The following is a 25,515-nucleotide window of genomic DNA, read 5'->3' on the forward strand; positions in this document are numbered from 1 at the left end:
ATTACGTGAATCTGAATTTTGCGCGGGTAAGGCCCGGCGGTTTCAGGTATACTTTGGGCTCATGCCACTGATTCCGAAGCACAATCTGCAACCGCCGGAGCCGACAATGCGCCAAGAACGCACCGTCCAAGCCAGTATATTCGATGTTTTCGCTACGCACGAGATCGGCCACGAACTGAAGGCGATGTCGCAGTGGCTGGACGAGCATCACGATCTGTTTGGCTTGGTGGGTCGGGATCTGGGTCGGCACGGTGTCAAGCCCACCGGACGGCAAGGGCTGCCGGCCGAGGCAGTGCTGCGTTGCGCATTGCTCAAGCAATACCGGCAGCTGAGCTACCAGGAACTGGCGTTCCATCTCGAGGACTCCGCATCGTTTCGGGCCTTTGCGCGTCTGCCGTGGTCATGGAGCCCGCAAAAGTCAGTGCTGCAAAAGACGATCAGCGCGATCCGACCCGAGACCTGGGAAGCGATCAATCGGGCGCTGCTGTCGAGCGCTCGGCAGGCGAAGCTGGAGGACGGCACGGTCGTGCGGCTGGACAGTACAGTGACCTCAGCACTCATACACGAACCGAGCGACAGCAGCCTGCTGTGGGATGCCGTGCGGGTCATGGTGCGCCTGCTGAAGAAGGCAGATACCTTGGTCGGCGCCGGCCTGGCATGGCGCGATCATTGCCGCGCGGCCAAGAAGCGTGCCCGCAAAATCCAGTTCACACGCGGTCAGCCCAATCGGGCCCGGCTCTACCGTGAGCTGATCGCGATCGCCCGCGCGACCTTGGCATATCTGAAGCAGGCAACCGAGCGACTGGGCGTGGCGAGCAATCCGCTCGTCCAACTCTGGCAGGCCCAGGTTTGCCGCTATCGACCGCTGATCGAACGCATCATCAAACAGAGCGAGCGGCGAGTACTGGCGGGAGAGAAGCTGCCGGCGGGCGAGAAGCTGGTAAGCCTGTTCGAACCCCATGCCGATATCATCGTCAAAGGTAGCCGCGAGACCGAATACGGCCACAAGCTCAACCTGACCACCGGCAGAAGCGGCATGATCCTCGATCTCGTGATCGAGGCGGGTAATCCGCCCGACAGCGAGCGGCTGCTGCCAATGCTGGAGCGCCACATCGCCGTCTATGGACACGCGCCGCGGCAGGCGGCGGCCGACGGCGGCTTTGCCAGTCGCGGCAACCTGGCCACAGCCAAGACCTGGGGCGTTCGCGACATGGCATTCCACAAAAAAGCTGGCCTCAAGGTCGAGGACATGGTCAGAAGCAATTGGGTCTATCGCAAGCTGCGCAACTTCCGCGCCGGTATCGAAGCCGGAATATCATGCCTCAAGCGTGCCTACGGCTTGGCACGCTGCACCTGGCGGGGCCTTGACCACTTCAAGACCTACGTCTGGTCCTCCGTTGTGGCTTACAACCTCGTCCTCTTCACCCGCCTCAAACCGACCTGAACTCCGACTAGCTTTTGGAATTACGCCGTCGCTACCAATGCCGGCCTTCATGGCGTACGCCTCAGCGCCGCCAACTGTATACTGTCCAACAACAAGCGCCCATGATCCTGTCGGTCGCCCTAAACTACTCTCTCCTCCAAGCACAAGCCCTTGTAAACGCGCCGAAATACGTATGTTTGTGGACGGAAACTAGCTAAGGCCGTGGACTATTTGGCAGCGCGCCATCATTCGGTGATCAACTATCTCGATCAAGCGTCAGCCGAGGTAAAGCTACCCACTGATCGGGACCGAGTGCAGACGCTCAAATCCCTGAGTGAAAATTTCTTTGCCATGACAGCCGAACTCGTCGATGTCATGAAGACGAAATTACAGAGCCAAGATGCCTCCCCCGCCATCCAAGCCAAAACAGCGGAGATCCAGGCAAAACTTCTGCCCATCTCCGATCAGGCAGCGAAACTATTCGACGAAGGTGTTGAGGCGGCAAAAAAAGCGGCGAGCCAGGCTGACGACGACGCGAAAGCGGGTGCAACACTGATCCTGCTGCTCAATCTTGGAATCGGATTGCTGGCGATTGTCACACTGATCGTCTCCGCCCTGTACGGTTCAAAGGCGATTGCACGCCCAATCAACGTTTTGACCAACAGCATGAGCGAGCTCGCCGCGGGAAATCTCGACGCAGGAGTTCCCTACGCCAACCGTCACGACGAAATCGGCGCGATGGCGCACGCGATCCAGGTGTTCAAGCAGAATGGGATCAAGGTTCGAGATTTGAACGCCCAGGAAGCCGCGTTGCAGGCCAAGAGCGCCGATCTGCAGACGAGTATCGCTGCAGTTGTGTCCGCCGCTGTTGCGGGCGATTTCACGCAGCGGATCACGAAGACTTATGACAATCCAGACCTCGACCATTTTGCGGCGGGCGTCAACGAACTGGTGGCCTCCGTCGACAGTGGCATTGCCGAGACCCGCCGGGTTATTGCAGCCCTTGCAGAAGGAGATCTGACCGAAACGATGAGCGGAGATTTCCAGGGAGCATTTGGCGAACTGAAGGACAACGTCAACGCAACGATGATCAATTTGCGCTCCATACTTGGCGAGGTATCCCGCGCAATCGAAACGATCAACAGCAACGCCGGAGAGATGCGGACCGCATCTGACAGCCTGTCCAAGCGCACCGAGCAACAGGCGGCCTCGCTCGAAGAAACATCCTCTGCACTCGAGGAAATCACCGTTGCCGTGAAGAATTCCACCGCCCGGGCGTCGGAAGCCAGCCATATGGTCGACGAAGCACGCAAGAGCACGGAGCAATCAAGTTCCGTCGTCAAGGAAGCCGTTGCGGCGATGGGCAGGATCGAGCAAGCCTCAGGCGAGATTGGTCAAATCACCAATGTCATTGATGAGATCGCCTTCCAGACAAACCTGCTTGCACTAAATGCCGGCGTTGAGGCCGCCCGTGCCGGGGACGCTGGCAAGGGCTTCGCTGTCGTTGCTCAGGAAGTCCGCGAACTGGCACAGCGATCGGCAAATGCCGCCAAGGACATCAAGACGCTCATCAATCGCTCCGGCGAGGAGGTCAGCTCTGGCGTAAAGCTTGTCACAGCGACGGGCTCGGCGCTCGCAGCGATTGAAAGTCAGGTCGTCAAGGTGAACGAGCATGTGTATTCCATCTCGACTGCCGCGCGGGAGCAGTCGACGGGTCTTTCCGAAGTCAGCATCGCTGTGAACCAGATGGATCAGGCCACGCAACAGAATGCGGCAATGGTGGAGGAATCGACTGCTGCCACCAACGGCCTGGCAGACCAAGTCAGAACGCTTCGCGATCTCATTGCACAGTTCAAGCTCGGAGCAGCGATGGCGCCGCGTCTGGTTGTTGGGACAGCGAAACCAGTTGCGTCGCCGGCACGGGCACTCGGCCGTAAGCTAGCCAATACCTTCTCCGGCAACACGGCGGTTGCTCGCAAGGCCGATTGGGAGGAGTTTTGATGCGGGACTGGCTGCCCCCTAGTTTCGGCATCGCAGCGGGATACAGAAGTAGGTAGTCACAGACGAAACACGACCCGACATAGCTCGGGTTGTGCTCGCTTTAGAGTTTTGAGGTGCGGTACGGGCGTCATCATACGTGCTGCAGAGAACGGCCTTCTCGTCTCAACGGTGGGTGTCTGAAGTTCGTGAATTCAACACGGTATCAGCATAAAACCCCGCCCCATGGGCTGCCCGATCCAGCTCCTCGCGGAAATCCGGGTGGGCCAGCGCAATCAGTGCCCTTGCTCGCTCGGCCACGGACTTGCCCTTGAGGTTCGTCCATCCATATTCCGTGACGACGATATGCGTGTCGTTGCGCGATGTCGTCACCGGCCCGGTCAGTGCCGGAACAATGCGCGAGAGCGTGCCCTTCGCCGCGGTGGAATGACAGGCGATGATTGACCGCCCTCCCCGCGAAGCATAGGCGCCACGCACGAAATCGACCTGACCGCCGGATGCACTGAACTGCCTGCCGTTCATGAATTCCGAATTGCATGCCCCATTCAGATCGATCTGCAGCGTCGCGTTGACTGACACAGCCCGGTCGTTCCGAGAAATGACGAAAGGATTGTTCACATAGTCGACAGGATGGGCTTCAATGTCCGGATTGTTGTGCAGGAAGTCGTAAAGCGACTGATCTCCCAGCGCAAAGGTGAAGATCGACCGCCCGACATGTGTCTGCTTGCGGCTATTGTCGACCACGCCCCCCTTGACCAGATTGGCAAGCCCCACCGTCATCATTTCCGTATGGATGCCAAGGTGGCGATGTTGCGAAAGCCGCGAACACACCGCATCCGGCAAGGCGCCGATACCCATTTGCAGGCAATCGCCGTCTTCCACCAGGCCTGCAACGATCGCACCGATGGCATCGTCCACTTCATTGCTCGGAGCGGCCGGCAGGATCGGCAGACCGACGTCATTTTCGACCACCGCCGTGACGGCCGATACGGGGATCATGCAATCGCCTCGCACATAGGGCATCTTGGCATTGACTTCGAGGATCAGCCGAATTCCTGGCTTTCGCGATACTGTGAGCGCATAGTCGGTACTTGCGCCGAGGCTGAAATTGCCATCCGCATCCATCGGCGCGACTATTGCAATCAGGGTATCTACTCCGACGTGCTCCACCAGAGAGCGCGGCACCTGGCTGAAATGGCAGGGCACCAGGTCGACAGCCGGCAATGCTTCCGCCGATCGCCTCTTGTCGAGCGCACGCTCCACGCCTCCGTGAAAGTAACTGATCGGAATGATCCGATGGCAGAGGTCGAAATCGAAGACACTGGTTCCCGCAACGCCAGTACAAAGAAGATAGTGGAGCCGCACATTGTCGACGGCTCCGGCCCGAGCTCGCTCGGCCAATGCCGCAAGAATGGCAGGCGGCTGACCGGCAGCTATCGGCATCGCCACCTTCGCGCCGGACGGGATCAGAGCGACGGCCTCCTTTGCGGATCTCAGCCGTTCGCGATACTGCATCTGATGGATAGTCGTCATTGGGCCCTCCTCCCGCTGCTATTTTTCAGAATAAATCAGCATCGATTTCCATGTTCACATCCTCACCGGCATTTACGACGGTTGCGGGCGTTTTCGTCTGCCGCAAAACATGCTTTATCAAAGCAGCGATCATGCCCTCATAGCAATTCCTGCACAACATCCAGCGAGGATACGGTTGAGCGCATGAAGGCGAAGAATTTCGCTCGATCCATGAGGTTTTCTTTCTTAAGAGGGATACGGCCGCGTGAAGAGCCAGCCATGCCGCGATCTGTCTTCAGTTTGGTTTCATCTAGCGGTGGTACCAAACCTCGCGCGAACCAAACGCCCACCCGGTAAATTGTACGCGCAGCATGAGCCATAACGGTGCTCTGGTCCTGCCTCACTGCCACGAGGCAGGACCTCTTCGTTCGTTTGCGTCCCTTTCAAGGGGACGGCTATTTCCGTCCCCTTGCCATACGTTGGGAGGCCGCTAGGTCACATTACACAGACCAGCACTTGGGGGATGAATTGGCGTATGATTGGAGCGGCGTCAGAACACGCCGGATAAAGGTACTCAAGGTGGGAATTTCACTTATGATCGCGGCCGCTGCTCTGGCAGGCCCGGCGATGGTGCTGCTTCGGTCGCATCATTGAAGCCCAAGTGCCACATGCCCATGGGCGGCCTGCACAGCCGCGATCCGAAACGGCACACGCCTCAGTGGATATTAATCTCTCATTTCTGAAGCTAGGAGGTTTGCTCTGGTTTAAGCACGCAGCCGGCGATCTACTGTACGTGCTGAAGCGGGGCTCCCATGCGACGGCCGGGAGTCCCGAAACAACCTTGGTCGGGAATGCGGGACTCCCGTCATCGAGCCTGGAGTTTCGCGGCCGCTATTAGGAAGTCATCGATCTGCTGGGAGCGCCTAGTGTTGATGCCGTTTGAAGCCACGTACCAAGGTTAAGCTGCAATCGGCGCATCACCAGCAGATGCCTGAACGCTAATTTCTCCGATCACCGCTTGCGCACGAACTCGGTGCGCAGGACTAACCCCTTGATCGCGTCATGCCGGCAGTCGATCTCTTCCGGGTTGTCGGTGAGCCGGATCGACCTGATGACCGTCCCTTGCTTGAGCGTCTGGCCGGCTCCCTTTACCTTGAGATCCTTGATCAGAACCACGGAGTCCCCATCGGCCAGCACATTGCCGGATGCGTCGCGGACCTCCGCAGCTTTCGCGGCCTCCGCGGCGATCTCCGAAGCCGGCCGCCATTCGCCGCTCACTTCGTCGTAGATGTATTCATCGTTCTGGTCGCTCATGTCTGCCCGCCGGGTTGCCTTGTTAACTGTGTCAGTTGCCGTCACGCTCGTAGCATGGGCGGCCAAACTTGTGTGAGCCCTCTATCTTGCAAGCGCCATAAAATCAAATCGGCTAGCGTTGTTCGAACTCGGTCGGGTGATTGCATCAGCCTCTGGAGTGCTTCCTGTTCGGTAACTCCTGTGGAACCTGGCCCTTGTCCCACACAAAAAGCCCCTATCCGGTTAGGGATAGGGGCCAGTTGCCATGAAGTGCTTGATTTCAATCGTCGGAGGCACGTCCGACCATTGAATTAGAACATGATAATGTCGTTTGTGATATACACCCTTTGGCCTGCGGATAGGGCCTGTTCGACATAGGGGCCCTATTCTTGATGGTGCGTGTCGACCGATTTTCGTAGCATCGGTGAGAAACGCGACGACAGCACCCGTTAGCGAAATTCCGGATGAGCGCAATCAGCGCTCTTGCCCGCTCGGCTACTGCAGACCGAACTTCCGAACGGCAAAATCCAGAAAGCTTCGCAGCTTCGGCGTCATCCGCCTGTCAGGTGCATAAAGCACATGCAACGGGCGGGCAGGCGGTTCGTACTCTGGCAAGAGCCTCACCAGGCGCCCGTCCCGGATTTCTTCGACCACCAGCTCGTGCGGCTGCAGTAGTACCCCCATACCGGCAACGGCAGCGGCGCGTAGCGCTTCGCCGCTGTCGGTCGAAAACCTGCCAGCGATCGGGACGGATATGACGCCACCCGGTCCCTCGAACGCCCATTGCGTTCTAAGTGATGTGTGCGAAAACACCAGGCATTCGTGCTGTTGCAGCTCTTCGGGCTTGGTCAGTTTTTCGGCCGACTTCAGATAGGAGGGTGCGGCACACAAAACCAAACGAAGAGGCGCCAGCCCTCTCGTCAGCAGTCGGCTGTCCGGGAGCTCTCCAGTCCGGAAGACAACATCGAAACCCTCCTCCACAAGGTCTACGGTGCGGTTGGTCAGGCTAAGGTCCAATGACACTTCCAGGTGCCGCTTCAAATATTCCGGTATTTCAGGCGCGAGCGCGTGACTGCCGAAAGTGATCGGTGCACTGACGCGAAGTCGTCCTCGCGGGATTGAGCGGGTTTCAGCAATCAGCGCCTCGGCTGCCTCCATCTCCGCCATGATGTTCTTGGCATGATCGTAGAATATGCGGCCACTGTCGGTGAGGCTTTGTCTACGCGTGGTGCGGTTCAACAGCTTGATGCCGAAATCCTGCTCCAGCGCCCTTAGTTGCTTGCCTGCCAATTGGGATGACATACCGAGTTCCGCGGCGGCAGCCGAAATTGAACCTGCTTCGACGGCTTTCACAAAAACCTGCATGCAAGCCAGTCTGTCCATTTGAAACTCATCGTTTGTTATCATGATCCTGTTCGAACATTTATTCCCAGTATTTTCATATGTACAAGTGCCTTCCATCTGATCGCGGTTGCCTTCCGCAAAGCCTGCGGTAGGCCCAATTCAAAGGAGCACTTGATGTCATCATTCGCGAAAAAAGCAGTTGTAGCCGCCGTCATGGGCAGCACTGCGCTGGCCTCAAACGCAGCACCCACCAGTGCGTCCGAGATCGAAAAGCCTGTCGTTATGCTTGTGCACGGCGCTTTTGCCGACGGATCGGCATGGAACAAAGTCATTCCACTCCTCCAAAAAGAAGGGCTCAAGGTTGTTTCGGTGCAGAACCCGCTTACGTCGCTGGCAGATGATGTAGCAGCCACACGGCGCGCGCTGGACACGCAGACCGGTCCGGTCGTTCTGGTGGGTCATTCCTGGGGCGGCGTCGTCATCACGGAGGCTGGCCAGCACGAGCATGTCAAATCGCTGGTTTATGTCGCCGCGTTCGCTCCCTCAGAAGGTCAATCGGTTGCGGATTTGTCCAAGGACTATCCGGTTCCCTCGGGTTTCGCCCACATCATTGCGGATAAAGAGGGTTTCCTGACACTCAGCCTCGAAGGGGTCGCACAGCACCTAGCCCAGGATCTTCCGGCGGATGAAACACGGCTGATGGCGGCCACGCAAGGTCCTGTACGCGGCAAGAATTTCGAGGAGAAAGTAAGCGATGCTGCCTGGAAGACGAAGCCTTCATGGTACATCGTCAGCGAGCAGGACCGCATGATTCAGCCGGATCTCCAGAAAGCGATGGCAAAGAAAATCTCGGCCCATGTCGTGAGCTTGCCGGCAGGACACACGCCGCAACTATCGCAGCCTGCGGAAGTAGCAAAAGTGATTCTGGCGGCGACGGCCGATCTGTCGAAATAGCAACACATGATGCGCGCTGGCATCAGCGTGCCGCTATTAATCTATGCCTTTCGTGAGCGCAGTGCAGTCTGCGCTCACAGAACGCACGCTTGGCAGCGTTGCGACGACTTTGCCCATCGCCAACCGGGCGCCTCCTGACAGCATTCAGTTCAAGCATCCACTTAGATGCAAGCCTTGCAGGGATTTGGCTTCCGCTTCGATCATTCCGCTGCACTAACAAGCGAAAGCCATAGATGAGCGCTCTTGAGGAACACGAACCGTGATCCCAAGATCAGCGATGCTGAAACAGCTTGAAGTGCTCGATTTAAGCGGACATTCGATTGCCGAGGACAAATTTGTATCGCTCTGGCCGGATGAAAAATTCCGACCACTCAGCGCAGGCACCATGATCGAAATAAGAGGTTCGTTCGAGGACAAGCAAGACCGCATTTGCGGCAACGCCGATCAAGGACGATATTCGAGATGGGACAGCGCGCGCGCCGATCGCTATCTCGGCGGAGCCAATATCGGCGCCCGCTTTGTCTTTGAGGAGGGCATAGGTCGGTCGTTGTTCGGCCGTTTCCAGATCCAGCTCGGCCATGACGGCGGGCATGAGGCTTCGGCCTAAGGCTATGGGCTCGTCATCTACCATGTGAAGGCGCTCCAACAGCGCGCATTTTGCTCCTAACAACGAGACAAACGCCGACGGCGTTTCAATCGCGGTCAGTTCGACGATCCGCATCGTGGCATCGAAGCCCTGCACTTTCAGTGACTCGTGAAAGCTGCGCAGGGTATCGATCTGATGGCGGACCTGCTTGCCGGCGACGAACGTGCCCTTGCCTTTCCTACGCTCGATCAGCCCGTCCTTATCGAGCTGCTCAAGCGCGAGGCGGACGGTGACGCGGCTGACGTCGAAGCGCACCATGATCTGCGATTCCGATGGCAGTCGCCCCGAGGGCTCATATGCCCCTTCGGCGATCTCGCGACGAAGGCGATCGGCGATCTGGAGATACATTGCCACCGGATTGTTGCGTATCAGGCTCATCTATTTTCCATCGAGGTTAAAAAGACCACGGACTCTTGCAGCTTTGGAATACCGTTCTCCTTTGCCGCCGGACAAGGGAAGGCTCCGCGTTGATAACTTGTATTATAATGTATTAAAAACTGGGGCAATTCCAACGTCGGATTATTCGAACGCGATATGGCATTTGTTTCCCCAGCACGGCAGCTTTCACGCGGCGCGACCTTTTCGGTGAATGGCATGGGTTTCGCCTATCCCGAAAGCCGACGCAGTATATTCGAACGGTTTTCCCTGGAAGCCCGTCCGGGAGAATTTGTCGCGATCCTCGGTCCTTCGGGCTGCGGCAAGTCGACATTGCTCAATCTATTGTCCGGCTTCCTGCGCCCACAAGCGGGTCATATCACCATAGACAGGGCGCCGGTTGTGCCGGAGCATCCCGCACTCGGATATGTGTTCCAGTCACCCAATCTTTTCCCCTGGCTGAGCGCCCTGGAAAATGTCCGCTTTGGCCTTCGTATGAATCGTAAGGGATCGCCACAGGAGCAAAAGGCCGTCGCCCTGCATTTTCTGCGGCTTGTCGGCCTGGGAGAACATGCGGACGAACCGCCTCACCGATTGTCGGGCGGCCAGCGTCAGCGCGTCGCGCTTGCGCGCTCGCTGGCACTTGAGCCGCGCCTTCTGCTCATGGATGAACCGTTCGCAGCACTCGACGCCATGACGCGCTCTTCCCTCAATGACGAACTGCTCCGCATCTGGTCGAGCTTGGGCCAGACCGTGCTGTTCATCACGCATGACATCGACGAAGCGATCTATCTGGCGGATCGCGTCCTGGTCCTCGGTCTGCCTCCGACCGGCATCACGGCAGAAGTGACAATCGATTTGCCGCGTCCCCGCGATCAGCGAGGCACGCGAGCCAATCCTTTGTTTGCGCAACTGCGCGAACGGCTCGCCGAGCAAATCGCCGCCGTCATGATCAGCAATCAACGCGTTACCTGAAGGGAACCATCCGATGAAACGCATTCTACCTGCAGCTCTTCTCGCGCTTGCTGCTGCCTGGCCCGCTGGTGCGCAGGAACCTTCGCCGCTTCGCATCGGCTGGGTCCAAGCCATGGCGAATGCGCCGGCCCTCATCGCCGAGGAGAAAGGCTACTTTCGGGAAGAGGGATTGAACGTCGAGCTCAAGGGTTTTGGCGACGGCCCCGTCATTCAGCAGGCCGTGGCGGGAGGGGAAATCGACGTGGCCTATATCGGCGCCCCGCCGGTCTATCAATGGGCCGCGCGCGGGCTCGAAGCGAAGATCATCGCCAAAGTGAACTATGGTCAGGCAGCCTTGATCGCGAAGGCGGATGGCTCCATTCAATCGCTCTCAGACCTCAAAGGCAAGAAACTCGCTGGCGTCAACAGAGGAAGCGGCATGGACGTGCTGCTGCGCGGCTTCGTCCTGAAGGAGACTGCCGGCCTCAATCCGGACACCGACCTCCAATTATCGCAGATGCCCGTGGGCAACATGAACTCCGCGCTTGATACAGGCGTGGTGGATGCAGCCTTTTCATGGGAGCCATTCATCAGTCAGTCTGTGCTTCGCGGCGCTGGTCGGGTCGTATTCGACGTGAATGGCGCCCTGCCGGGCTATCCATGGTATGTCGTGGCAGCACCTGCAAAAACGTTGAAGGAGCGGCCGGACGACCTCGTCAAATTGCTGCGGGCCAATGCCAAGGCCATCGCATTTCTCCGGGAGAACCCCGAGGAGGCCAACCGGATCATCGCCCGGAGTTTCAAGCTGGAATCCGTGAAGGCCGCGGACGGAAGCGTGGTTCCGCCGGAAGCGATCGTTGCGGAAGCCAGGAAACGCCTTGGCTGGTCCGCTGAAATCGAGCTGTCCGACCGCGCCTTCATCCAGCGCCTCATCGATTACTCCGTTAACCTCGGCATTCTCAATAAGCCGTTGAACGTCGATGACATCATTGACGACAGTTTTGCCGCGAAAGCGGCCGCTCAGCGGTGAGATCCGATCGATGAAGAAATTGACAGCGCGGCGGCGTTTTCCGCAGCCGTCCTGGCGCTGGGCAGCGCTTCCCTTCCTGCTTGCCGTGTGGTGCCTCGCCGCCAGCAGGGTTCCGTCTTACGTGCTGCCACAGCCCTGGGAGGTGGCAGCCGAGGGATTGCGCTGGATCCAGTCCGGCGAGCTCAGCCGCCAGTTTCTGGCCAGTTTGTTGCGTGAGTTCGGCGGCTTCGGCGCGGCTATCCTGGCGGCCCTGCTCATAGGGGTGTCCGCCGGACTTTGGCGGCCGTTCCGGGAGTTCGCCCAGCCTTTGCTCGGTCTGTTCATGGCGATCCCTCCGATTGCCTGGGCGCCGCTCTCCCTGATCTTCTTCGGCCTCGGCTATCTCTCGATCGCCGTTGTCATTTTCATAGCGTCGGCTTTTCCGATGGCTTTGACGATCCAGGAGGGCGTGCTTTCCATCGGCGGTGGGGAGATACGCGCAGCCCGCATTCTGGGTGCCAAACGGTTTCAACTGCTGGCCCACGTGTATTTGCCTGCCTCCCTCCCCTTCCTGATCGCCGCATTGCGCATCGGCTTTGCGCAGGCATGGCGCGCGCTCGTCGCCGCCGAGATGATCGGCGCCTCCCAAGGGATCGGCTGGATGGTCGCGATGGGCGGGCAGGTCGGCAATTCGGCGCAGGTGCTTCTCGGCATCGCGCTGATCGGACTCATAGCGTGGCTCATGGAGAGCCTCGTATTTCGACGGATAGAGCGCAGCTACGAAGGCTGGCGCGGACAATAACGGACTTCTCCCATGATAGAGACTTTGCAGCACAAGGCGTCCGGGGCCGCGGCCCATTCCCCGACGGGCCTTGCCGCCTATTTCGACACCCTCCCCTTCCTCGGCCGTCTCACCTGTCAAAGACAGACGCTGACCGCGGGCGAGTGGACCGAACTGGAACTCGTCTATGAAGTCGGCGCTGTCGGTCTTGCCGATGGGGCATGGCTGAAGCTCGCCTTCAAGTTCTATTCCGATTGGGCACTGTTTCAGACAACGGACCCGACTGGCGCCAACTACGTTTCCGCCGAATATCACGCCGGGCCACTGGCTCCTGGCCAGAGTCCGGCAACTGTGCAGGCGCTGAAGGTGCGTTTCGATCAGAAGGGACACGAGCGTCCTTTCCAGAAGGCCGTTATCGTCGATGTCGTCGATGGCTACATCAATCCCGGCGACAGGATCGTCATCCGCCTTGGAGATCGACGACAGGGCGGCGCCGGTACGCGAGTGCAGACGTTCGTGGAAAAGGCCTTCCGATTCCGGCTGTTCATAGATCCGCTGGGCAGCTCGAAATTCGCCGAAGTGCCGGGCGACTGCAAGCTTGAAATCCTGGCCGGCCAGCCCCACGCCCTTCAGGTCATTGCGCCGCGCCTTGTTGGCCTCGGCCAATCCTTCGATGCGATTGTGCGCGTCGACGACATATGGGGAAACACCTGCCGCGATCGCAATTTGCGGGGCACGCTCGTGATCACCGCTCCAGACGCGACCCAACGCACAGAGCCGATCGCGCTAGCCGCGGAGGACTGGACATTCGCGCGGATTTCCGGGCTTTCCTTCACCGAAGCCGGCGAGTGGAAACTGGAAGCATGGCTCGACGGCGAACCCTTTGTCGCAGCGGCCATCGCCTATGTCCAGAGTGAAGAAGGCGCATTGCGTCCTCTCTACGCGGATCTGCACGTTCACTCCGACGACACTGTCGGAACCAACGACGCGACTTACAATCTCACCTACGGACGAGACATCGCCGGGCTTGACGTAGTGGGCTACACCGTCAACGACTTCAACATCACCGAAGCGAATTGGAACAAGGCCGTGGAAATTATCCATGGCCTCAACGAGCCCGGCCGCTTCGTCTGCTATCCGGGAACAGAATGGTGCGGCAACTCTGCAGCCGGCGGCGACCGCAACGTCGTCTTCCTTCGTGATGGCAAGCCGCGCTTCCCCTTTGATGAAAAAGGGCAGTCCCTCCGCTCTTTCGAATGGAATGAGACGACGGCCGGAACGATCCGACCCGGCGTGTGGCCAGTAGACCGGCTCCATGCCGCCTATGAGGACGATCCGGAGGGCCATTTGCTGATCCCGCATGTGGGCGGCCGGCGCTGTATTCTGGATTGGAACCATCCGGAGCTGGAAAGGCTCATCGAGATCGGTTCCGCCTGGGGGCAATTTCACTGGCTCTACACCGAGGCGCTCGCACGCGGATACAGGGTCGGCGCCTCGGCCGCGAGCGACGAGCACCAAGGCCGATGCGGCGGCGGCGCGCCGGCAACCGGAACTTTCGGTTCGCGCGGCGGGTTGACGGGCGTCATCGCAGACCGTTTCGACAGGGCCGGCGTCGGCAGCGCACTCAGGGCACGGCGCACCTTCGCCACGACAGGCGAGCGGAGTTTCGCTGTTCTGTCCCAGGGAAAGCATTTCATGGGCGAGGCGTTCAACGCTGAACCTGACGAGCCGCTCTCCTACCGTCTGCTCGGCCATGCCGGCTGGGAAGAGGTTCAACTCTATGATGGCGATCGCCTCGTGTGGAGCCGCGATCTGCATGCAGAGGCCGGCCTCAGCGAACGCAACGTCCGTATCCGCTTCGGTGGCGCCCGCATCAAGGATCGCTATCGGGCAGCTTATTGGAGCGGCGATGTCGCCGTGACTGGCGCGGCGCTCCTTGATCTGTATGGGGTCGGCTTTGACCATCCTGAACAGAGCGTGTGGCGCACCGGCCTCGGCAAGCTCGGCTTTAGAACGGCAACGCACGGCGATATCGACGGAATTGAGTTCACGCTTTCGGACCTAAGCGACGCTCACATTACCATCGACGCCAAACTCCACGGCTACAGCAAGATCGGCGACCCGCTTCAGCCACCACCACATGTGCATGCCCCCGAAGCAAGGCTGGAAGTCAGTGGGAAAAATCTGATTGCAAAGGGCTCGATCACACTCGATCTGCTGGGCGTCGAGCTGCGTCTGATCGTGGAAAGGGTTACAGACCAACCGCTACCAAGAGATCTCGCGGGCGAGATTTCGTTGCACAAACTTGAACTCGATCCGGGACGAGAACACCCGCTGTTCCTGACGGCGCGTCAGCGGGATCAATCTCGAATTTGGACGTCTCCGTTGTTCTTGAAGTCTCCGTAGTTGATGCTCCTAGTTGATGGTGCAGGTCATATTGGCATATTCGTCAGCGCCTCCGCCATGTGTTTGGCAGAGGCCGCCGTATTTGTTTCAGGCTTGCTTTACCACGAGCCTTGAGGTCTCCCACACCGCTACGACGCGGGAGACCTCTTGGGATCGTCAACTCCACGCATGCAGCGGGGGCTTTTCGCCATTCAGGAAATACCTTCCGAGAATGGCGTATTTCCAGCGCACAGGGTCATGGAGCGTATGGGTGCGCGCATTTCGCCAATGGCGATCGAGATTGTGCTCGGCAAGCGTTGAGCGGGTGCCTGCCAGTTCAAACAGCTTATTGGTCGCCGCAATTGCGATTTCGGTCGACAGGATCTTGGCCTCAGCCGTTACGATCTGCGCTTCGGCGACCGTCTCCGCATTGGGGTTCAGCACGGCGCGGTCGATTGCATAGCCGGCTTTTTCCAGAAGCGCTTGCGCGGCATGCAGGCGCAGCGTCAGGTCGCCGACGGCCTGGATTGTATAGGGATCCTCCCAGGCATGATCCTGGCCGCTATCCACCCATGCCCGGCTCTTGGTGCGCACGAAGGCGACCGTCTCGTCAATGGCGGCCTGTGCGATACCCGTGTCGACGGCAACCTGGATGATCTGGAATATGGCGCCATCGGCGGTCGGCACTTCATAGCCCTTGTATCCGGGCACGAGATGGGTCTTCGGCACCTTGACGTTGTCGAGAAGCACCGTACCGGAGAGCGTCGTTCGCTGCCCGAACGAGGACCAGTCATCGATGACAGTCAGCCCTGGCGCATCGCGCTCGGCAATCGCATACCAGGCCCGCCCCTCGTCATCGAGCGCGACAATCGGCACCAGATGCGCGAGCAGCGCGCCAGAGGAGTAGAACTTGCGCCCGTTGACGACGACGTGGTCGCCGGCATCGGTGAAGCGCGTCTCGAAATCGACCGCTCGTTTGGAACCGAATTCCGAAAAAGCGTTGCCGAAGCGGGTGCCCTTCAGCACCTCGGCAAACAGAAGTTTCTGTTGGGCGGGATCCGATACGGTCCGGATGGCAGCAACGACGCCCAGATGGTTCTGGGCGATCTGGCCGATCGAGGAATCCGCTGCCGATATGATCTCGATGACCTTTGCGAGCGTTGCGTACGAAACCTCCGGCCCGCCGAAGGCTTTTGGCACATTGATGGACCATAGGCCGCTTTGCGAAAAGGCATCCAGCTCGGCGACGGGCCAAATGCGTTCGCGGTCGCGCTTGGCCGAGTCCTTCACGAATTCGGTCGCAAGCCGGCGGGCAACGGCGATTGCCTCGGCATCGTCCTTGATGACATGGGCAGGCTCGGCCGGGCGAGGAACCGCCGGTACGGCCTTGACGGCATTTTCGGTGTTGACCTGTGAGAGCGTCATGATGGTTTCTCCTTGTTGAGGATGGCGGCCGATCAGGCCGGTGGGAGGTTTGTTGCGGCGGGTGTGGGTGCGGGTGTCGATTTCTGACCGAGATAAAATGCTTTGACGTCGTCGCGCCCGCGCAACTCGGCTGCATCTCCCGAAAGAACGGCGGTGCCGTTTTCGAGAACTGTCGCGCGGTCGGCATAACGCAGAGCGATCGCCGAATTCTGTTCGGCAACGAGCATGGAAAGGCCGCTTTCAACATTCAGCCGCCGCAGCATCCGGAAAATGTCCTGCACGACGATCGGCGCCAGCCCCATGGACGGCTCGTCGAGCACCAAAAGCTTTGGACGTGACATCAATGCACGGCCGATCGCCGTCATTTGCTGTTCACCGCCTGAAGCAAGGCCGGCCAATGCGCGGCGCTTCTCCTTCAGCCGGGGAAAAATTGCGTAGATTCTCTCCAGATCGGCGGCGATCTCAGCGCGCGAGCTGCTCCGTCCGAGACCGCCGGAAATGAGATTTTCCTCGATGGTCAAATTGCGGAAGCAATGCCGGCCCTCGAGGACCTGCGCGAGACCGGCGCGCACCAATTCGGCCGGCGTTGCCGTTGTAACGTCACGGCCATCGTATAAGACGCCTCCAGCGGTAATCTCGCCGCGCTCGGCCGGAAGCAGATTCGAAATCGCCTTGAGCGTCGTCGTCTTGCCGGCGCCATTGGCACCCAGCAGCGCCAGAATCTCGCCGCGGCGCAATGTGAAGCTGACACCGTGAAGCGCCGTGATTGCTCCATTGTAGGTCGCTTTGATCCCGTCCACGCTCAGCAGAACGTCTTTTCCAGCCATGGTCCACCCAATCTCAGTGTGGTTTCGTGTGCGAGCGGGGCATCGGCAGAAAGCGGCATTACCGTGCTGCCGATGCCCAGCCACCGGGCTCAGTTCGTCACGGCCTGTGCGTCTTCAGACGTGCGCAACTTGATGCCTCTTTCCTTGGCGTAGGCTTCCGAGGATTTCTCGATAATCGGCCTCAACAGGGCCCAGTCCGGCGCAATCCAATCGGAGACGACGTTCCACTTCTTGCCGTCCCACTGCTGAAAGGTCACGTAGCCGTTGCCTTCGTGATTGTCCCAGGTGACGTTGATGGAATGGAACAGGCCCTTGGCGCCGAGCGCCTCGACTCGAGCCGGATCAAGCTGCAGGTGCTCGAAGCCCCAGCGGACCTCGTCGCCCGTCAGAGTCCGATGTCCGAACTTTTCCTGGGCAATACGGATCGCCTCGACGTTCAGGATACCGTTGACGATACCGAGATTGTGGTAGACGGAGCCGATGCGCTTCTTGTCTTCCAGATTGCCCTTGCCATTGTCATAGAGCGTCTTCACGATCTCCTGGACGATCGGATATTCCGTGCCGGAGGCTTGGGTCGTGATGGCGGTATATCCCTTCGCGGCGTCGCCTGCCGGGATCACGTCCTCTTCCGAGTTAGACCAGACGTTGCCGATGATATGGTCGGCAGGAAAGCCGGTCTTGGCCGCGGTTTTCAGGGCGACCGGGTTCATGACACCCCAGCCGCGCAGCACGACGTAATCCGGCTTGGCGCGGCGGATCGTCAGCCATTGTGCCTGTTGCTCGTTGCCCGGATGCGGCACTTCGATCTGCTGCAGTTCGAAGCCATATTTCTGCGACAAGAGTTCATAGATCGGGATCGTTTCCTTGCCGTAGGGCGAGCCGTGATAGAGCACGACGATCTTCTTGCCCTTCAGCTTGTCGAGACCGCCGAGCTTCGAGGCGATGTAGTTCACGATGCCCGAGGTCTCGCTATAGGGATTGAGCAACAGCGGAAAGACATAGGGGAAAACGCGGCCATCAGTGGAATCCGTGCGACCATGGTTGATGGTGATCAACGGCACCTTGTCCTGCGTGATGCGGTCGATCATGGCATAGGCGATACCGACGGAAAGCGGGTTCCAGGCGGCAATATTCGGATTGCTCTTGAGACGCTCGTAGGCCTCGACGCCGCGTTCAACCTCGTATTGCGTTTCCGCTTCCGACCAGGTGAGCTTGACGCCGTTGACGCCGCCATCCCGCGTGTTGATGAGGTTCAGGTAATCGATGAAACCGCCGAAGAAACCCGTGCCGCCGGCCGCATAGGGCCCGACGCGATAGCTTTGCAGCGGGAAATATTGTTCATCGGCATGGGCGGCCGGTACCGCGGCCGAGACGGCCAGTCCAGCCGCAATGACAGCGGCCTTCAATTTCGCAAGCATGGTCATGTTTGGATACACTCCGGGTATTGTCCGGTGTGATGGCCGGAACTGGGTTGAATGAGCGATGGGTTTGATGTTTGCGGAGCTTGTGCCCAGCTTGGTCAGGCCGGCCTGTCGATGGCAGAGCCCAACCGCCTTCGGATCTTGCCCCAGAGCGAGGAAAGCCCGTCCGGTTCGAGGATCAGAAACAGAATGATCAAGGCGCCGAGCACGATGCGCTGGCTCATGTCGAGCACGCCGGAATCGAAGACATCGCCGAGCAGGAACGAGCCCAGTCGGGATAGCACGAGCGGGAAGGCGACGATCAGAGCGGCGCCGAGAAAGGCGCCCCGCGTCGAGGCAAGGCCGCCGATGATGATGATGAAAAGGATCTGGAACGATCGGTCGAGGTTAAAGCCGGCCGGCTCGACGGTCCTCAGATAGGCAAAGGCCCAAAGCGCTCCCGCAACGGCGATGATGAAAGAGGAGATAGCAAAGGCCAGCAACTTGGTTCCCAGCACGGGCACACCGATGATGCGCGCCGCTGTCTCATTATCCCGAACGGCGATGAAGTTGCGGCCGGTTTGAGAGGTCGTCAGCCGATGCGCCAGGAAGGTCAGCACCACCACGATCGTAAGTGAAAAGAGATAGCGACCTACCGGGCCTGTAAATTCCACGCCCGCAAGCGTCAGAGGCGGCGCATCGATGACCCCGGAGGCAGAGTCGTTGGAAAACCAGCTAAATTTGGTGAGAGCCCACTGCACGAAGAACTGCGCAGCCAGCGTCGACACAGCAAGATAAAAGCCCTTCAATCTGAGGCTAGGCAAGCCGAAGACGATACCGATCACCGCCGCCAGAAGGCCGGCCAGCAGGATGCTGATGATCAAAGGCAGGCCATCGACGCGCAGATTGAAATTGTAAGCAGCAAAGGCACCGACGGCCATGAAGGCGGCGCTTCCGAGCGAGACCTGGCCTGCATAGCCGGTAAGCAGATTCAGCCCGAGGCCGGCAAGGCTGAGCGCCAGGAACGGCAAAAGGATCGCCTCGAACAAATAGGTCGAACCGACAAAGGGAACCACGAGGTACGCGCTGGCAAGGATGGCAATCGGTGTCAGCCAGCGGCTGAAGAGCCATGTGGGATGAAGATCGACGGTGACGACAGCCATATCAAACCCTTTCCACGAGCTTTTGCCCAAACAGGCCGGAGGGGCGGATGAGCAGGAAGGCGAGTGCTGCGACATAGGCAATCCAGCCTTCGATGCCGCCGCCGAAATATTCGCCGATATAAACTTCCGCGAGCTTCTCGGTCGCGCCGATCAGCAGACCGCCGACGATCGCACCCAAAATGGAATCAAAGCCGCCGAGAACGAGGACGGGCAGCGCTTTCAGCACCACCAGCGACAGAGAGAACTGCACGCCGAGCCGCGCGCCCCATAGCAGGCCAGCCACCAGTGCTACGACACCGGCAGCCGCCCAGACCGTTGCCCAAATCCAGGGCAGTTTCAGCCCGACAGCAAGCGCGGCGAACTGATCGTCCGCTACAGCCCGGAATGCCAGCCCAATTCGGGTGTAGCGGAAGAAGGCGGACAGCGCCGCCACCATCGCGGCAGCGACCGCCGCCGCAAAAAGATCGAACTGGCTGATGAACACGCCGCCGATGTCGAAGGGAACATCCTCGATCCCGAGCTCCAGACCGTGGACCTGCGTGCCCCAGATGAGTTGAGCCGCCCCCTCGATGATATAGGAGAGCCCGAGCGTCGCCATGAAAAGCGTAATCGGCGGCTTGTTGGTCAATGGTCGCAGCACGGTACGCTCGATGGCAATGCCGATCAGCACCATGACAGCGAATGTAATGACGAGCGCCAAGGCAAAGGGAACGCCACGCTCAAGAAGGCTGACAAAGGTCAGCGCGGCAAACAGCAACATTGCCCCTTGAGCGAAATTGAGCACGCCCGACGTCTTGTAGATCAGCACGAAACCGATGGCGACGAGCGAATACATAACGCCCGAGAGCAAGCCGCCAACCAGCACTTCGATCAGAAACGGCCAGTCGAAATCTGCCATCAGATGCCCTCCCCATCCTCGTTTTCCGCAACGACGCCGAGATAGGCGTCGATGACGCGCTTGTCGGCACGAATTTCGCCCGGACTGCCGTCGGCGATCTTGCGGCCGTAATCGAGGACCGCGATCCGGTCGGAAAGCTGCATGACCACGCCGATATCGTGTTCGATGAGGATCACCGTCGTGTCATACCGATCTCGGGCAGACCGGATGAAGTCGGCCATGTCGTTCTTTTCGCTCGCCGTCATCCCCGCCATAGGCTCGTCTAGAAGCAGGATCTTCGGTTCCGCCACCAGGGCGCGGGCGAGCTCGACGCGTTTTTGCAGTCCGTAGGGCAGCGTGCCTACGAGACGATGACTGACCTGGCCCAGATGCAGGAACTCGAGAATACGGGCCGCCCGCTCGCGTGCATCCGCCTCTTCGCGGCGCGCGCGGCCAAGCCCGAGGATCTGTTCGGCAAAGGTCGAGCGCACGGTATAGGCTCGACCGGCGATGACGTTATCAGTGACACTCAAGCCCTTGAACAAGGCGAGGTTCTGGAACGTGCGGGCAATGCCAAGCGATGCCAGCAGTTCCGTCGGCACATGGCGATAGGTGTTGGAGCCGATACGAACATGGCCCTCGTTCGAGCGATAGACACCGCTGATGATGTTGATCAGCGAACTCTTGCCTGCGCCATTTGGACCGATAATCGCCCGGATCTCCCCCGGCTCAACAGAAAGGCCTACATCGACCAAGGCAGCGACCCCACCAAATGACAGGCTGATGCCATGCAAAGAGAGAGCATGGGTCTCTTCGTCATGCTGCGGGATGCCGCCGGTCTTGCCCGGTGGCAACGCGCGAGCAATCTGGTCGCCGGAGCCCCGCAGCGTACCAGGATCCAGCACGTCAAGGGAATAGGTCGCGGCAGGCATTCAGTGTCCTCCATTCGGCTCGGGCGCGGCTTGAACATGGCACGCCAATCCCGTTGGCGTGGACCAATCGGCCCACGCACCCATCATGTTTCACTTACGAGGTATTTTGCTGCAGCGAGCCTATTCGGCCGCCACTGGCTGGGTACTAGCAGCCTCTTCGAGCTCACGAACCAGCGGGATCACATGCTTGCCGAAATACTCGACCTCCTCCTGGAAATGCAGGAAGCCCAGCAGGATCAGATCCGCACCCGCCTGCTTCAGCGCCACAACCCGCTCGGCAACCTGCCGTGGCGTGCCGATGAGGTTCGAGCGGAAGCCATCATTATATTGAACGAGGTCTTCGAAAGAGGATTTCGCCCAGTTTCCTTCGCCTTCCGGCGACGCCTTGCCGGCGTTCTTAACTTCATGCCCGAAAGCATTGACCGCCTCGGGATTGGCCTTCTCGATGATCTCGGCAAGCACTGCCTTGGCTTCTTCCTCCGTTTCGCGCACGATTGCGAAGGCGTTCACCCCGATCCGCACGGAATGGCCATTCTCCTTGGCCTTCGATTGGATGTCGTCAACCTGCTTGCGGATCTCGGCCGGCGTATTGCCGTTGGTGAAATACCAGTCAGACACCCGGGCCGCCATGTCGCGAGCGGCACGGGAGGAGCCGCCCTGGAAAATCTCCGGCTGCGGGTCGATCGGCTTCGGCTTCAGCGAATAATTGTTGAAGCGATAGAAATCGCCGCGGAAGGTGAAATTGTCCTCGGTCCAGATGCCGCGAAGTGCACGGATGAACTCCTCCGAGCGACGATAGCGCTCGTCATGATCGAGCCAATGCTCGCCAATGGCGGCGAATTCGCCGCGGAACCAGCCGCTCACGATATTGACCGCGACGCGCCCGTTGGTCAGGTGATTGATGGTCGCAATCTGCTTGGCGGCAAGGGCCGGATTCCAAGGACCGGGCAGGATCGCCGCGATCACCTTCAATGTCGTGGTCGATTCAAGCAGGGCGTGACTAAACGAGACGGACTCATGCTGAAACTCCGCTCCATAACCTGCCGTGAAACGGATCTGGCTCAAGGCATATTCGAAACCGCTCGCTTCGGCGATCTGCGCAAGCTTCCTGTTGTATTCGATCGTCCAACTCGTACGCTGTTCGATATTCGAAATCACCAGGCCTCCCGAAACATTCGGCACCCAATAGGCAAATTTGACCGGATCGTTCGCGGCATTGGAAAAAGTCATGTAAAGCTCCCTCTTGAATTTCGTTCTATGGGCTAGGCTGCCAATCCGCTGTGTTTTCCCGGGGCGGCGATCGCTCCGATGTCGAGCGCTGGCGTGATTGTCGCGACCTCTTCGACGGCTCGATCGATGCGCTCGAGGACGGCGGGATTCGTGAGTTCGTGATCGGCGAAGTCGGCCTCAAGCGCATAGATTGCGGTCGGGACGGTCAGCGCATTGAAGAAACCGAAGAGCGGCCGCAATTGGTGCTCAAGCATCAGGCCATGCAACAGTGTCCCGCCGGTTGCGGCGAGAATGACCCGTTTGCCCGCGAGTGCTCGATAATCGACGAGATCAAAGAGATGCTTCAGCGCGCCGCTGTAGGACGCGCGATAGACGGGCGATCCAACAATTATGATATCGGCGCCTTCCACCGCGGCGATGATCGCCTTGCCTTCGGTATCGAGTTGATCCGCTCTAAGCGCCCGAAAGAGCACGGGGGCCGCGTCGACAAGCTCGATGGACTGCACATCGCCACCAACGCGCTGCCGCAGCCGATTGGCGGCGACGTTCACCAAGGACGCCGTCCTGGATGGTCTTTTGACATTGCCACTCAGCGCGAGGATGTTCATGATGATGATCTGTCCGGTTAATTAGATAATTTACCCTATATATTTAGTAGATTTTTGATAGGCGAAGATGTTCTAATCTTCGAAGCAAAGTGGATTGAATTCCTATTTTCAGTGGCGGCTTATCGGAAGAATTTTCTCAAACCCAAAGCATCAGGGATAGCGGATGTGCTGAAGAATTGAGGCCAGAGCGCGACCAGGGAACTGAATGACATATGGAATTGGAAGCGCAATCGTCTTAAGAGGTCCGGCAACCTCTCAAGCGCCTGCTCGCGATCTGAACGCCACGGCCCTCAGATGTCGAATGCTTCTTTCAGATTGAAGCCCTTGCGTTCACGCATGTCGAGATCGGTCTCGATATGGGCGATGTGCTGCAGCATAAGGCGGCAGGCCCTGTCCGAATCCTTCTGCTCAAGGGCATCGACGATTTCGCCGTGTTCATGATGGCCGCAGCTCGAGGCTGTCGACTGGCCGTAGAGCGCGATCACCAGCGAGGAGCGAGCGACGAGTTCCTCCATGAAGCGCTGCATGATGGCGTTGCCTGATATCACCGCGATTGCCAGATGAAAATCGCCTGAGGCCTTGATCTCCGCGCGGCGGGCGGCCGATCCGTGCTCTTCGACCAGCCTGCCTTCCAGCAATAGAAGCTGCCGCAGATGCTGGATGTCCGCCGGCGATATCCTGGCTGCCGCCTCAAGCAGGATGCCTGGCTCGACGAGCCGGCGTGCGGCGAAGATCTGCCGTGCCTCCTCCGGGGACGGATAGGCGACAAAAGCGCCGCGATTTTTCTCGACACTGACAAGCCCTTCATAGGAAAGCGCCTGCAAGGCGGCACGCGCCAGCGTGCGGCTGACATTGAAGAGATTGCCGACATCTGCCTCGGAAAGCTTCGCGCCAGGAGCAAGGCGTCTTTCAACGATCGCGTCGCGAATGGCGTCGCGGATCTGCTGCGTGCTTGTTTCGGCTGAATCGTCGGCGGCTTGGAGGGCGCCCGCAGTTGGCTTCATGAAATACGACCTGATTTTCCCTGAACATACCCAGGTTCGTCGCAAAAATCCAATAGATTTGAGTGCAGTTACGACGCCAAATTGTATACAATCATGTGATTATTTTGTGTACGAAAGCCTATTTGATGTGCACTCGTCGAATTACCGATGATATCCATTCAATCTAAGAATTCCAAAAACTTCGATTGTTATCAATAGTTTGCTGCAATGCACCGAAATTGGCATGGCTCGTGCATTGTCTCTTTTAAACAGAGGAAGGCATGATGTCGAAAGCGGCAGAGATCGATATAGTATCCGTTTCGAAGATCTATGGCAGCACGACAGCCGTGCATGCCATCAGTCTGAAGATTCCTGCCGGTTCTTATTGCTGTTTTCTCGGTCCATCGGGCTGCGGCAAGACGTCGACCCTTCGCATGATCGCCGGGCACGAAAGCATTTCGTCGGGCGATATCCGCCTCGGAAACACCGTCGTCACCGACTTCCCGCCAGCCAAGCGCGGCACGGCCATGATGTTCCAGTCCTATGCGCTCTTTCCGCATCTCGATCTCATCGACAATGTCGCCTTCAGCCTGAAGATGAAGGGCGTGGACAAGGACGAGCGTCGGGCCAAGGCGCTTGAGATGCTGAAGCTGATGCAGATGGAGGCCTATGCCACACGGCGTCCGGCGCAGCTTTCCGGCGGGCAGCAGCAACGCGTGGCCCTCGCCCGCGCGCTGATTACCGATCCGGAAGCCCTGCTGCTCGATGAGCCGCTCTCGGCGCTCGATCCGTTCCTGAAGATCCGCATGCGCGCCGAGTTAAAGAAGCTGCAGAAGACGCTCGGGATTACCTTCGTGCATGTGACGCACAGCCAGGAGGAGGCCATGGCGCTCGCCGATATCATCGTCATCATGAACGATGGCCGGATCGAGCAGGCGGCCACGCCCCGTCAAGTCTTCGAGCGTCCTGCGACAGCCTTCGTCGCCCGCTTCATGGGAGACCATAACGTGCTTTCCGGCCGGGTGGCATCCAGCGAAAACGGCGTGCTGACGATGACAGTGCCCGAGGGGCAGAGTTTTTCTGTGTCAGGAACCGGTAGGGACGTGGGCGAGGCCATCGATATCGGCATCCGCACAGACCGCGTGCGCCTGCAAGTGGCTTCCGAAAAAACCCTCGGCTTCAACGGCATCGTCTCCAACATCGAATATCGCGGCGCGTCGGTGAAAATCACCGTCAACGGCGCGGGCAGCGACGACTTCACGGTCATCGCGAGCGACGGCGATTACTTCGCCAAACCCGTATCGGTCGGCGATGCGGTGTCTCTGAGCTGGGCTCCGGAGGACGTCGTCCTCCTTGGCCGGGTTTCCGCATGAATTCCAAGCATCACAACAGGGGA

Annotated in this window: 21 protein-coding genes; 8 read left to right on the plus strand and 13 right to left on the minus strand. The window is 59.1% G+C overall.

All coding sequences use genetic code 11. The features are described from left to right. The first annotated feature begins 106 nt into the window (after positions 1-106). Both QA648_RS29935 and QA648_RS29940 read left to right on the plus strand, forming a co-directional pair. The gene (locus QA648_RS29935; protein ID WP_283046984.1) at positions 107-1,444 is read left to right on the plus strand and encodes an ISNCY family transposase; all 1,338 of its coding nucleotides are present in this window, start codon (positions 107-109) and stop codon (positions 1,442-1,444) included. A 201-nt stretch (positions 1,445-1,645) separates the two neighbouring features. Then, a complete protein-coding gene (locus QA648_RS29940; protein ID WP_283052546.1) occupies positions 1,646-3,424 on the plus strand; it encodes a methyl-accepting chemotaxis protein in 1,779 nt (592 codons plus the stop codon). Between the two features lie 162 nt (positions 3,425-3,586). Here QA648_RS29940 and QA648_RS29945 read toward each other — a convergent pair whose 3' ends face one another. The 3 genes from QA648_RS29945 to QA648_RS29955 all read right to left on the minus strand — a co-directional run bounded on the left by QA648_RS29945 (position 3,587) and on the right by QA648_RS29955 (position 7,609). Then, complete coding sequence (locus tag QA648_RS29945) at positions 3,587-4,954, minus strand: acetyl-CoA hydrolase/transferase C-terminal domain-containing protein (protein ID WP_283052549.1); 1,368 nt, start codon at positions 4,952-4,954, stop codon at positions 3,587-3,589. A gap of 990 nt (positions 4,955-5,944) precedes the next feature. Further along, complete coding sequence (locus tag QA648_RS29950; RefSeq protein WP_283052551.1) at positions 5,945-6,247, minus strand: alkylphosphonate utilization protein; 303 nt, start codon at positions 6,245-6,247, stop codon at positions 5,945-5,947. Between the two features lie 474 nt (positions 6,248-6,721). Further along, entirely contained in the window at positions 6,722-7,609 is an 888-nt protein-coding gene (locus tag QA648_RS29955) for a LysR family transcriptional regulator (protein WP_104827984.1), read from the minus strand. A gap of 135 nt (positions 7,610-7,744) precedes the next feature. On the opposite strand from QA648_RS29955, the gene QA648_RS29960 reads away from it, so the two are divergent. After that, positions 7,745-8,524 carry an alpha/beta hydrolase gene (locus tag QA648_RS29960; RefSeq protein ID WP_283052553.1) on the plus strand — a complete coding sequence of 260 codons (780 nt, stop codon included), beginning with the start codon at positions 7,745-7,747 and terminating at the stop codon, positions 8,522-8,524. A 304-nt stretch (positions 8,525-8,828) separates the two neighbouring features. Here the strand turns inward: QA648_RS29960 and QA648_RS29965 are convergent, their stop codons facing one another. Continuing rightward, a complete protein-coding gene (locus tag QA648_RS29965) occupies positions 8,829-9,548 on the minus strand; it encodes a GntR family transcriptional regulator (protein WP_104827599.1) in 720 nt (239 codons plus the stop codon). Positions 9,549-9,704: 156 nt separating this feature from the next. On the opposite strand from QA648_RS29965, the gene QA648_RS29970 reads away from it, so the two are divergent. The 4 genes from QA648_RS29970 to QA648_RS29985 are packed head-to-tail and all read left to right on the plus strand — an operon-like array spanning position 9,705 to position 14,695. Continuing rightward, complete coding sequence (locus QA648_RS29970) at positions 9,705-10,520, plus strand: ABC transporter ATP-binding protein (protein WP_283052556.1); 816 nt, start codon at positions 9,705-9,707, stop codon at positions 10,518-10,520. Positions 10,521-10,533: 13 nt separating this feature from the next. After that, entirely contained in the window at positions 10,534-11,529 is a 996-nt protein-coding gene (locus QA648_RS29975) for an ABC transporter substrate-binding protein (protein ID WP_283052557.1), read from the plus strand. Positions 11,530-11,539: 10 nt separating this feature from the next. Continuing rightward, entirely contained in the window at positions 11,540-12,310 is a 771-nt protein-coding gene (locus QA648_RS29980; RefSeq protein ID WP_283052559.1) for an ABC transporter permease, read from the plus strand. 12 nt (positions 12,311-12,322) lie between these two features. After that, entirely contained in the window at positions 12,323-14,695 is a 2,373-nt protein-coding gene (locus QA648_RS29985; RefSeq protein ID WP_283052560.1) for a hypothetical protein, read from the plus strand. 156 nt (positions 14,696-14,851) lie between these two features. Here the strand turns inward: QA648_RS29985 and QA648_RS29990 are convergent, their stop codons facing one another. The 9 genes from QA648_RS29990 to QA648_RS30030 form a co-directional block, all read right to left on the minus strand. Next, positions 14,852-16,099 carry an SfnB family sulfur acquisition oxidoreductase gene (locus tag QA648_RS29990; protein ID WP_104827603.1) on the minus strand — a complete coding sequence of 416 codons (1,248 nt, stop codon included), beginning with the start codon at positions 16,097-16,099 and terminating at the stop codon, positions 14,852-14,854. Positions 16,100-16,131: 32 nt separating this feature from the next. Next, positions 16,132-16,926 carry an ABC transporter ATP-binding protein gene (locus QA648_RS29995; RefSeq protein WP_104827604.1) on the minus strand — a complete coding sequence of 265 codons (795 nt, stop codon included), beginning with the start codon at positions 16,924-16,926 and terminating at the stop codon, positions 16,132-16,134. 89 nt (positions 16,927-17,015) lie between these two features. Beyond that, complete coding sequence (locus tag QA648_RS30000; protein ID WP_104827605.1) at positions 17,016-18,350, minus strand: ABC transporter substrate-binding protein; 1,335 nt, start codon at positions 18,348-18,350, stop codon at positions 17,016-17,018. A gap of 95 nt (positions 18,351-18,445) precedes the next feature. Then, positions 18,446-19,489, minus strand: a complete 1,044-nt coding sequence (locus tag QA648_RS30005; protein ID WP_104827606.1) for a branched-chain amino acid ABC transporter permease — start codon at positions 19,487-19,489, stop codon at positions 18,446-18,448. Between the two features lies 1 nt (position 19,490). Then, positions 19,491-20,387 carry a branched-chain amino acid ABC transporter permease gene (locus QA648_RS30010; RefSeq protein WP_104827607.1) on the minus strand — a complete coding sequence of 299 codons (897 nt, stop codon included), beginning with the start codon at positions 20,385-20,387 and terminating at the stop codon, positions 19,491-19,493. Further along, positions 20,387-21,298 carry an ABC transporter ATP-binding protein gene (locus QA648_RS30015; RefSeq protein WP_283052565.1) on the minus strand — a complete coding sequence of 304 codons (912 nt, stop codon included), beginning with the start codon at positions 21,296-21,298 and terminating at the stop codon, positions 20,387-20,389. Before QA648_RS30015 ends, QA648_RS30010 begins: the two co-directional genes overlap by 1 nt. 120 nt (positions 21,299-21,418) lie before the next feature. Beyond that, positions 21,419-22,528 carry a dimethylsulfone monooxygenase SfnG gene (gene sfnG / locus QA648_RS30020; RefSeq protein ID WP_260304414.1) on the minus strand — a complete coding sequence of 370 codons (1,110 nt, stop codon included), beginning with the start codon at positions 22,526-22,528 and terminating at the stop codon, positions 21,419-21,421. 32 nt (positions 22,529-22,560) lie between these two features. After that, the gene (msuE, locus tag QA648_RS30025; protein ID WP_104827610.1) at positions 22,561-23,136 is read right to left on the minus strand and encodes an FMN reductase; all 576 of its coding nucleotides are present in this window, start codon (positions 23,134-23,136) and stop codon (positions 22,561-22,563) included. 290 nt (positions 23,137-23,426) lie between these two features. Then, positions 23,427-24,140 (minus strand): GntR family transcriptional regulator, encoded by a 714-nt coding sequence (locus QA648_RS30030; RefSeq protein ID WP_104827611.1) that lies wholly within the window; start codon positions 24,138-24,140, stop codon positions 23,427-23,429. A 263-nt stretch (positions 24,141-24,403) separates the two neighbouring features. On the opposite strand from QA648_RS30030, the gene QA648_RS30035 reads away from it, so the two are divergent. Beyond that, the gene (locus QA648_RS30035) at positions 24,404-25,492 is read left to right on the plus strand and encodes an ABC transporter ATP-binding protein (protein WP_104827612.1); all 1,089 of its coding nucleotides are present in this window, start codon (positions 24,404-24,406) and stop codon (positions 25,490-25,492) included. The last annotated feature ends 23 nt before the right edge of the window (positions 25,493-25,515 follow it).

The sequence above is a fragment of the Rhizobium sp. CB3171 genome (genome assembly GCF_029714265.1).
Lineage (GTDB): Bacteria > Pseudomonadota > Alphaproteobacteria > Rhizobiales > Rhizobiaceae > Rhizobium.

What these genes read in the sequence shown, in the direction of transcription:
- QA648_RS29935 (WP_283046984.1), top strand. Translation starts at nt 107, where the DNA reads ATGCGCCAAGAACGCACCGTCCAAGCCAGTATATTCGATGTTTTCGCT.
- QA648_RS29945 (WP_283052549.1), bottom strand. Translation starts at nt 4,954, where the DNA reads ATGACGACTATCCATCAGATGCAGTATCGCGAACGGCTGAGATCCGCA.
- QA648_RS29950 (WP_283052551.1), bottom strand. Translation starts at nt 6,247, where the DNA reads ATGAGCGACCAGAACGATGAATACATCTACGACGAAGTGAGCGGCGAA.
- QA648_RS29955 (WP_104827984.1), bottom strand. Translation starts at nt 7,609, where the DNA reads ATGGACAGACTGGCTTGCATGCAGGTTTTTGTGAAAGCCGTCGAAGCA.
- QA648_RS29960 (WP_283052553.1), top strand. Translation starts at nt 7,745, where the DNA reads ATGTCATCATTCGCGAAAAAAGCAGTTGTAGCCGCCGTCATGGGCAGC.
- QA648_RS29965 (WP_104827599.1), bottom strand. Translation starts at nt 9,548, where the DNA reads ATGAGCCTGATACGCAACAATCCGGTGGCAATGTATCTCCAGATCGCC.
- QA648_RS29970 (WP_283052556.1), top strand. Translation starts at nt 9,705, where the DNA reads ATGGCATTTGTTTCCCCAGCACGGCAGCTTTCACGCGGCGCGACCTTT.
- QA648_RS29975 (WP_283052557.1), top strand. Translation starts at nt 10,534, where the DNA reads ATGAAACGCATTCTACCTGCAGCTCTTCTCGCGCTTGCTGCTGCCTGG.
- QA648_RS29980 (WP_283052559.1), top strand. Translation starts at nt 11,540, where the DNA reads ATGAAGAAATTGACAGCGCGGCGGCGTTTTCCGCAGCCGTCCTGGCGC.
- QA648_RS29985 (WP_283052560.1), top strand. Translation starts at nt 12,323, where the DNA reads ATGATAGAGACTTTGCAGCACAAGGCGTCCGGGGCCGCGGCCCATTCC.
- QA648_RS29990 (WP_104827603.1), bottom strand. Translation starts at nt 16,099, where the DNA reads ATGACGCTCTCACAGGTCAACACCGAAAATGCCGTCAAGGCCGTACCG.
- QA648_RS29995 (WP_104827604.1), bottom strand. Translation starts at nt 16,926, where the DNA reads ATGGCTGGAAAAGACGTTCTGCTGAGCGTGGACGGGATCAAAGCGACC.
- QA648_RS30000 (WP_104827605.1), bottom strand. Translation starts at nt 18,350, where the DNA reads ATGACCATGCTTGCGAAATTGAAGGCCGCTGTCATTGCGGCTGGACTG.
- QA648_RS30005 (WP_104827606.1), bottom strand. Translation starts at nt 19,489, where the DNA reads ATGGCTGTCGTCACCGTCGATCTTCATCCCACATGGCTCTTCAGCCGC.
- QA648_RS30010 (WP_104827607.1), bottom strand. Translation starts at nt 20,387, where the DNA reads ATGGCAGATTTCGACTGGCCGTTTCTGATCGAAGTGCTGGTTGGCGGC.
- QA648_RS30015 (WP_283052565.1), bottom strand. Translation starts at nt 21,298, where the DNA reads ATGCCTGCCGCGACCTATTCCCTTGACGTGCTGGATCCTGGTACGCTG.
- sfnG (WP_260304414.1), bottom strand. Translation starts at nt 22,528, where the DNA reads ATGACTTTTTCCAATGCCGCGAACGATCCGGTCAAATTTGCCTATTGG.
- msuE (WP_104827610.1), bottom strand. Translation starts at nt 23,136, where the DNA reads ATGAACATCCTCGCGCTGAGTGGCAATGTCAAAAGACCATCCAGGACG.
- QA648_RS30030 (WP_104827611.1), bottom strand. Translation starts at nt 24,140, where the DNA reads ATGAAGCCAACTGCGGGCGCCCTCCAAGCCGCCGACGATTCAGCCGAA.
- QA648_RS30035 (WP_104827612.1), top strand. Translation starts at nt 24,404, where the DNA reads ATGTCGAAAGCGGCAGAGATCGATATAGTATCCGTTTCGAAGATCTAT.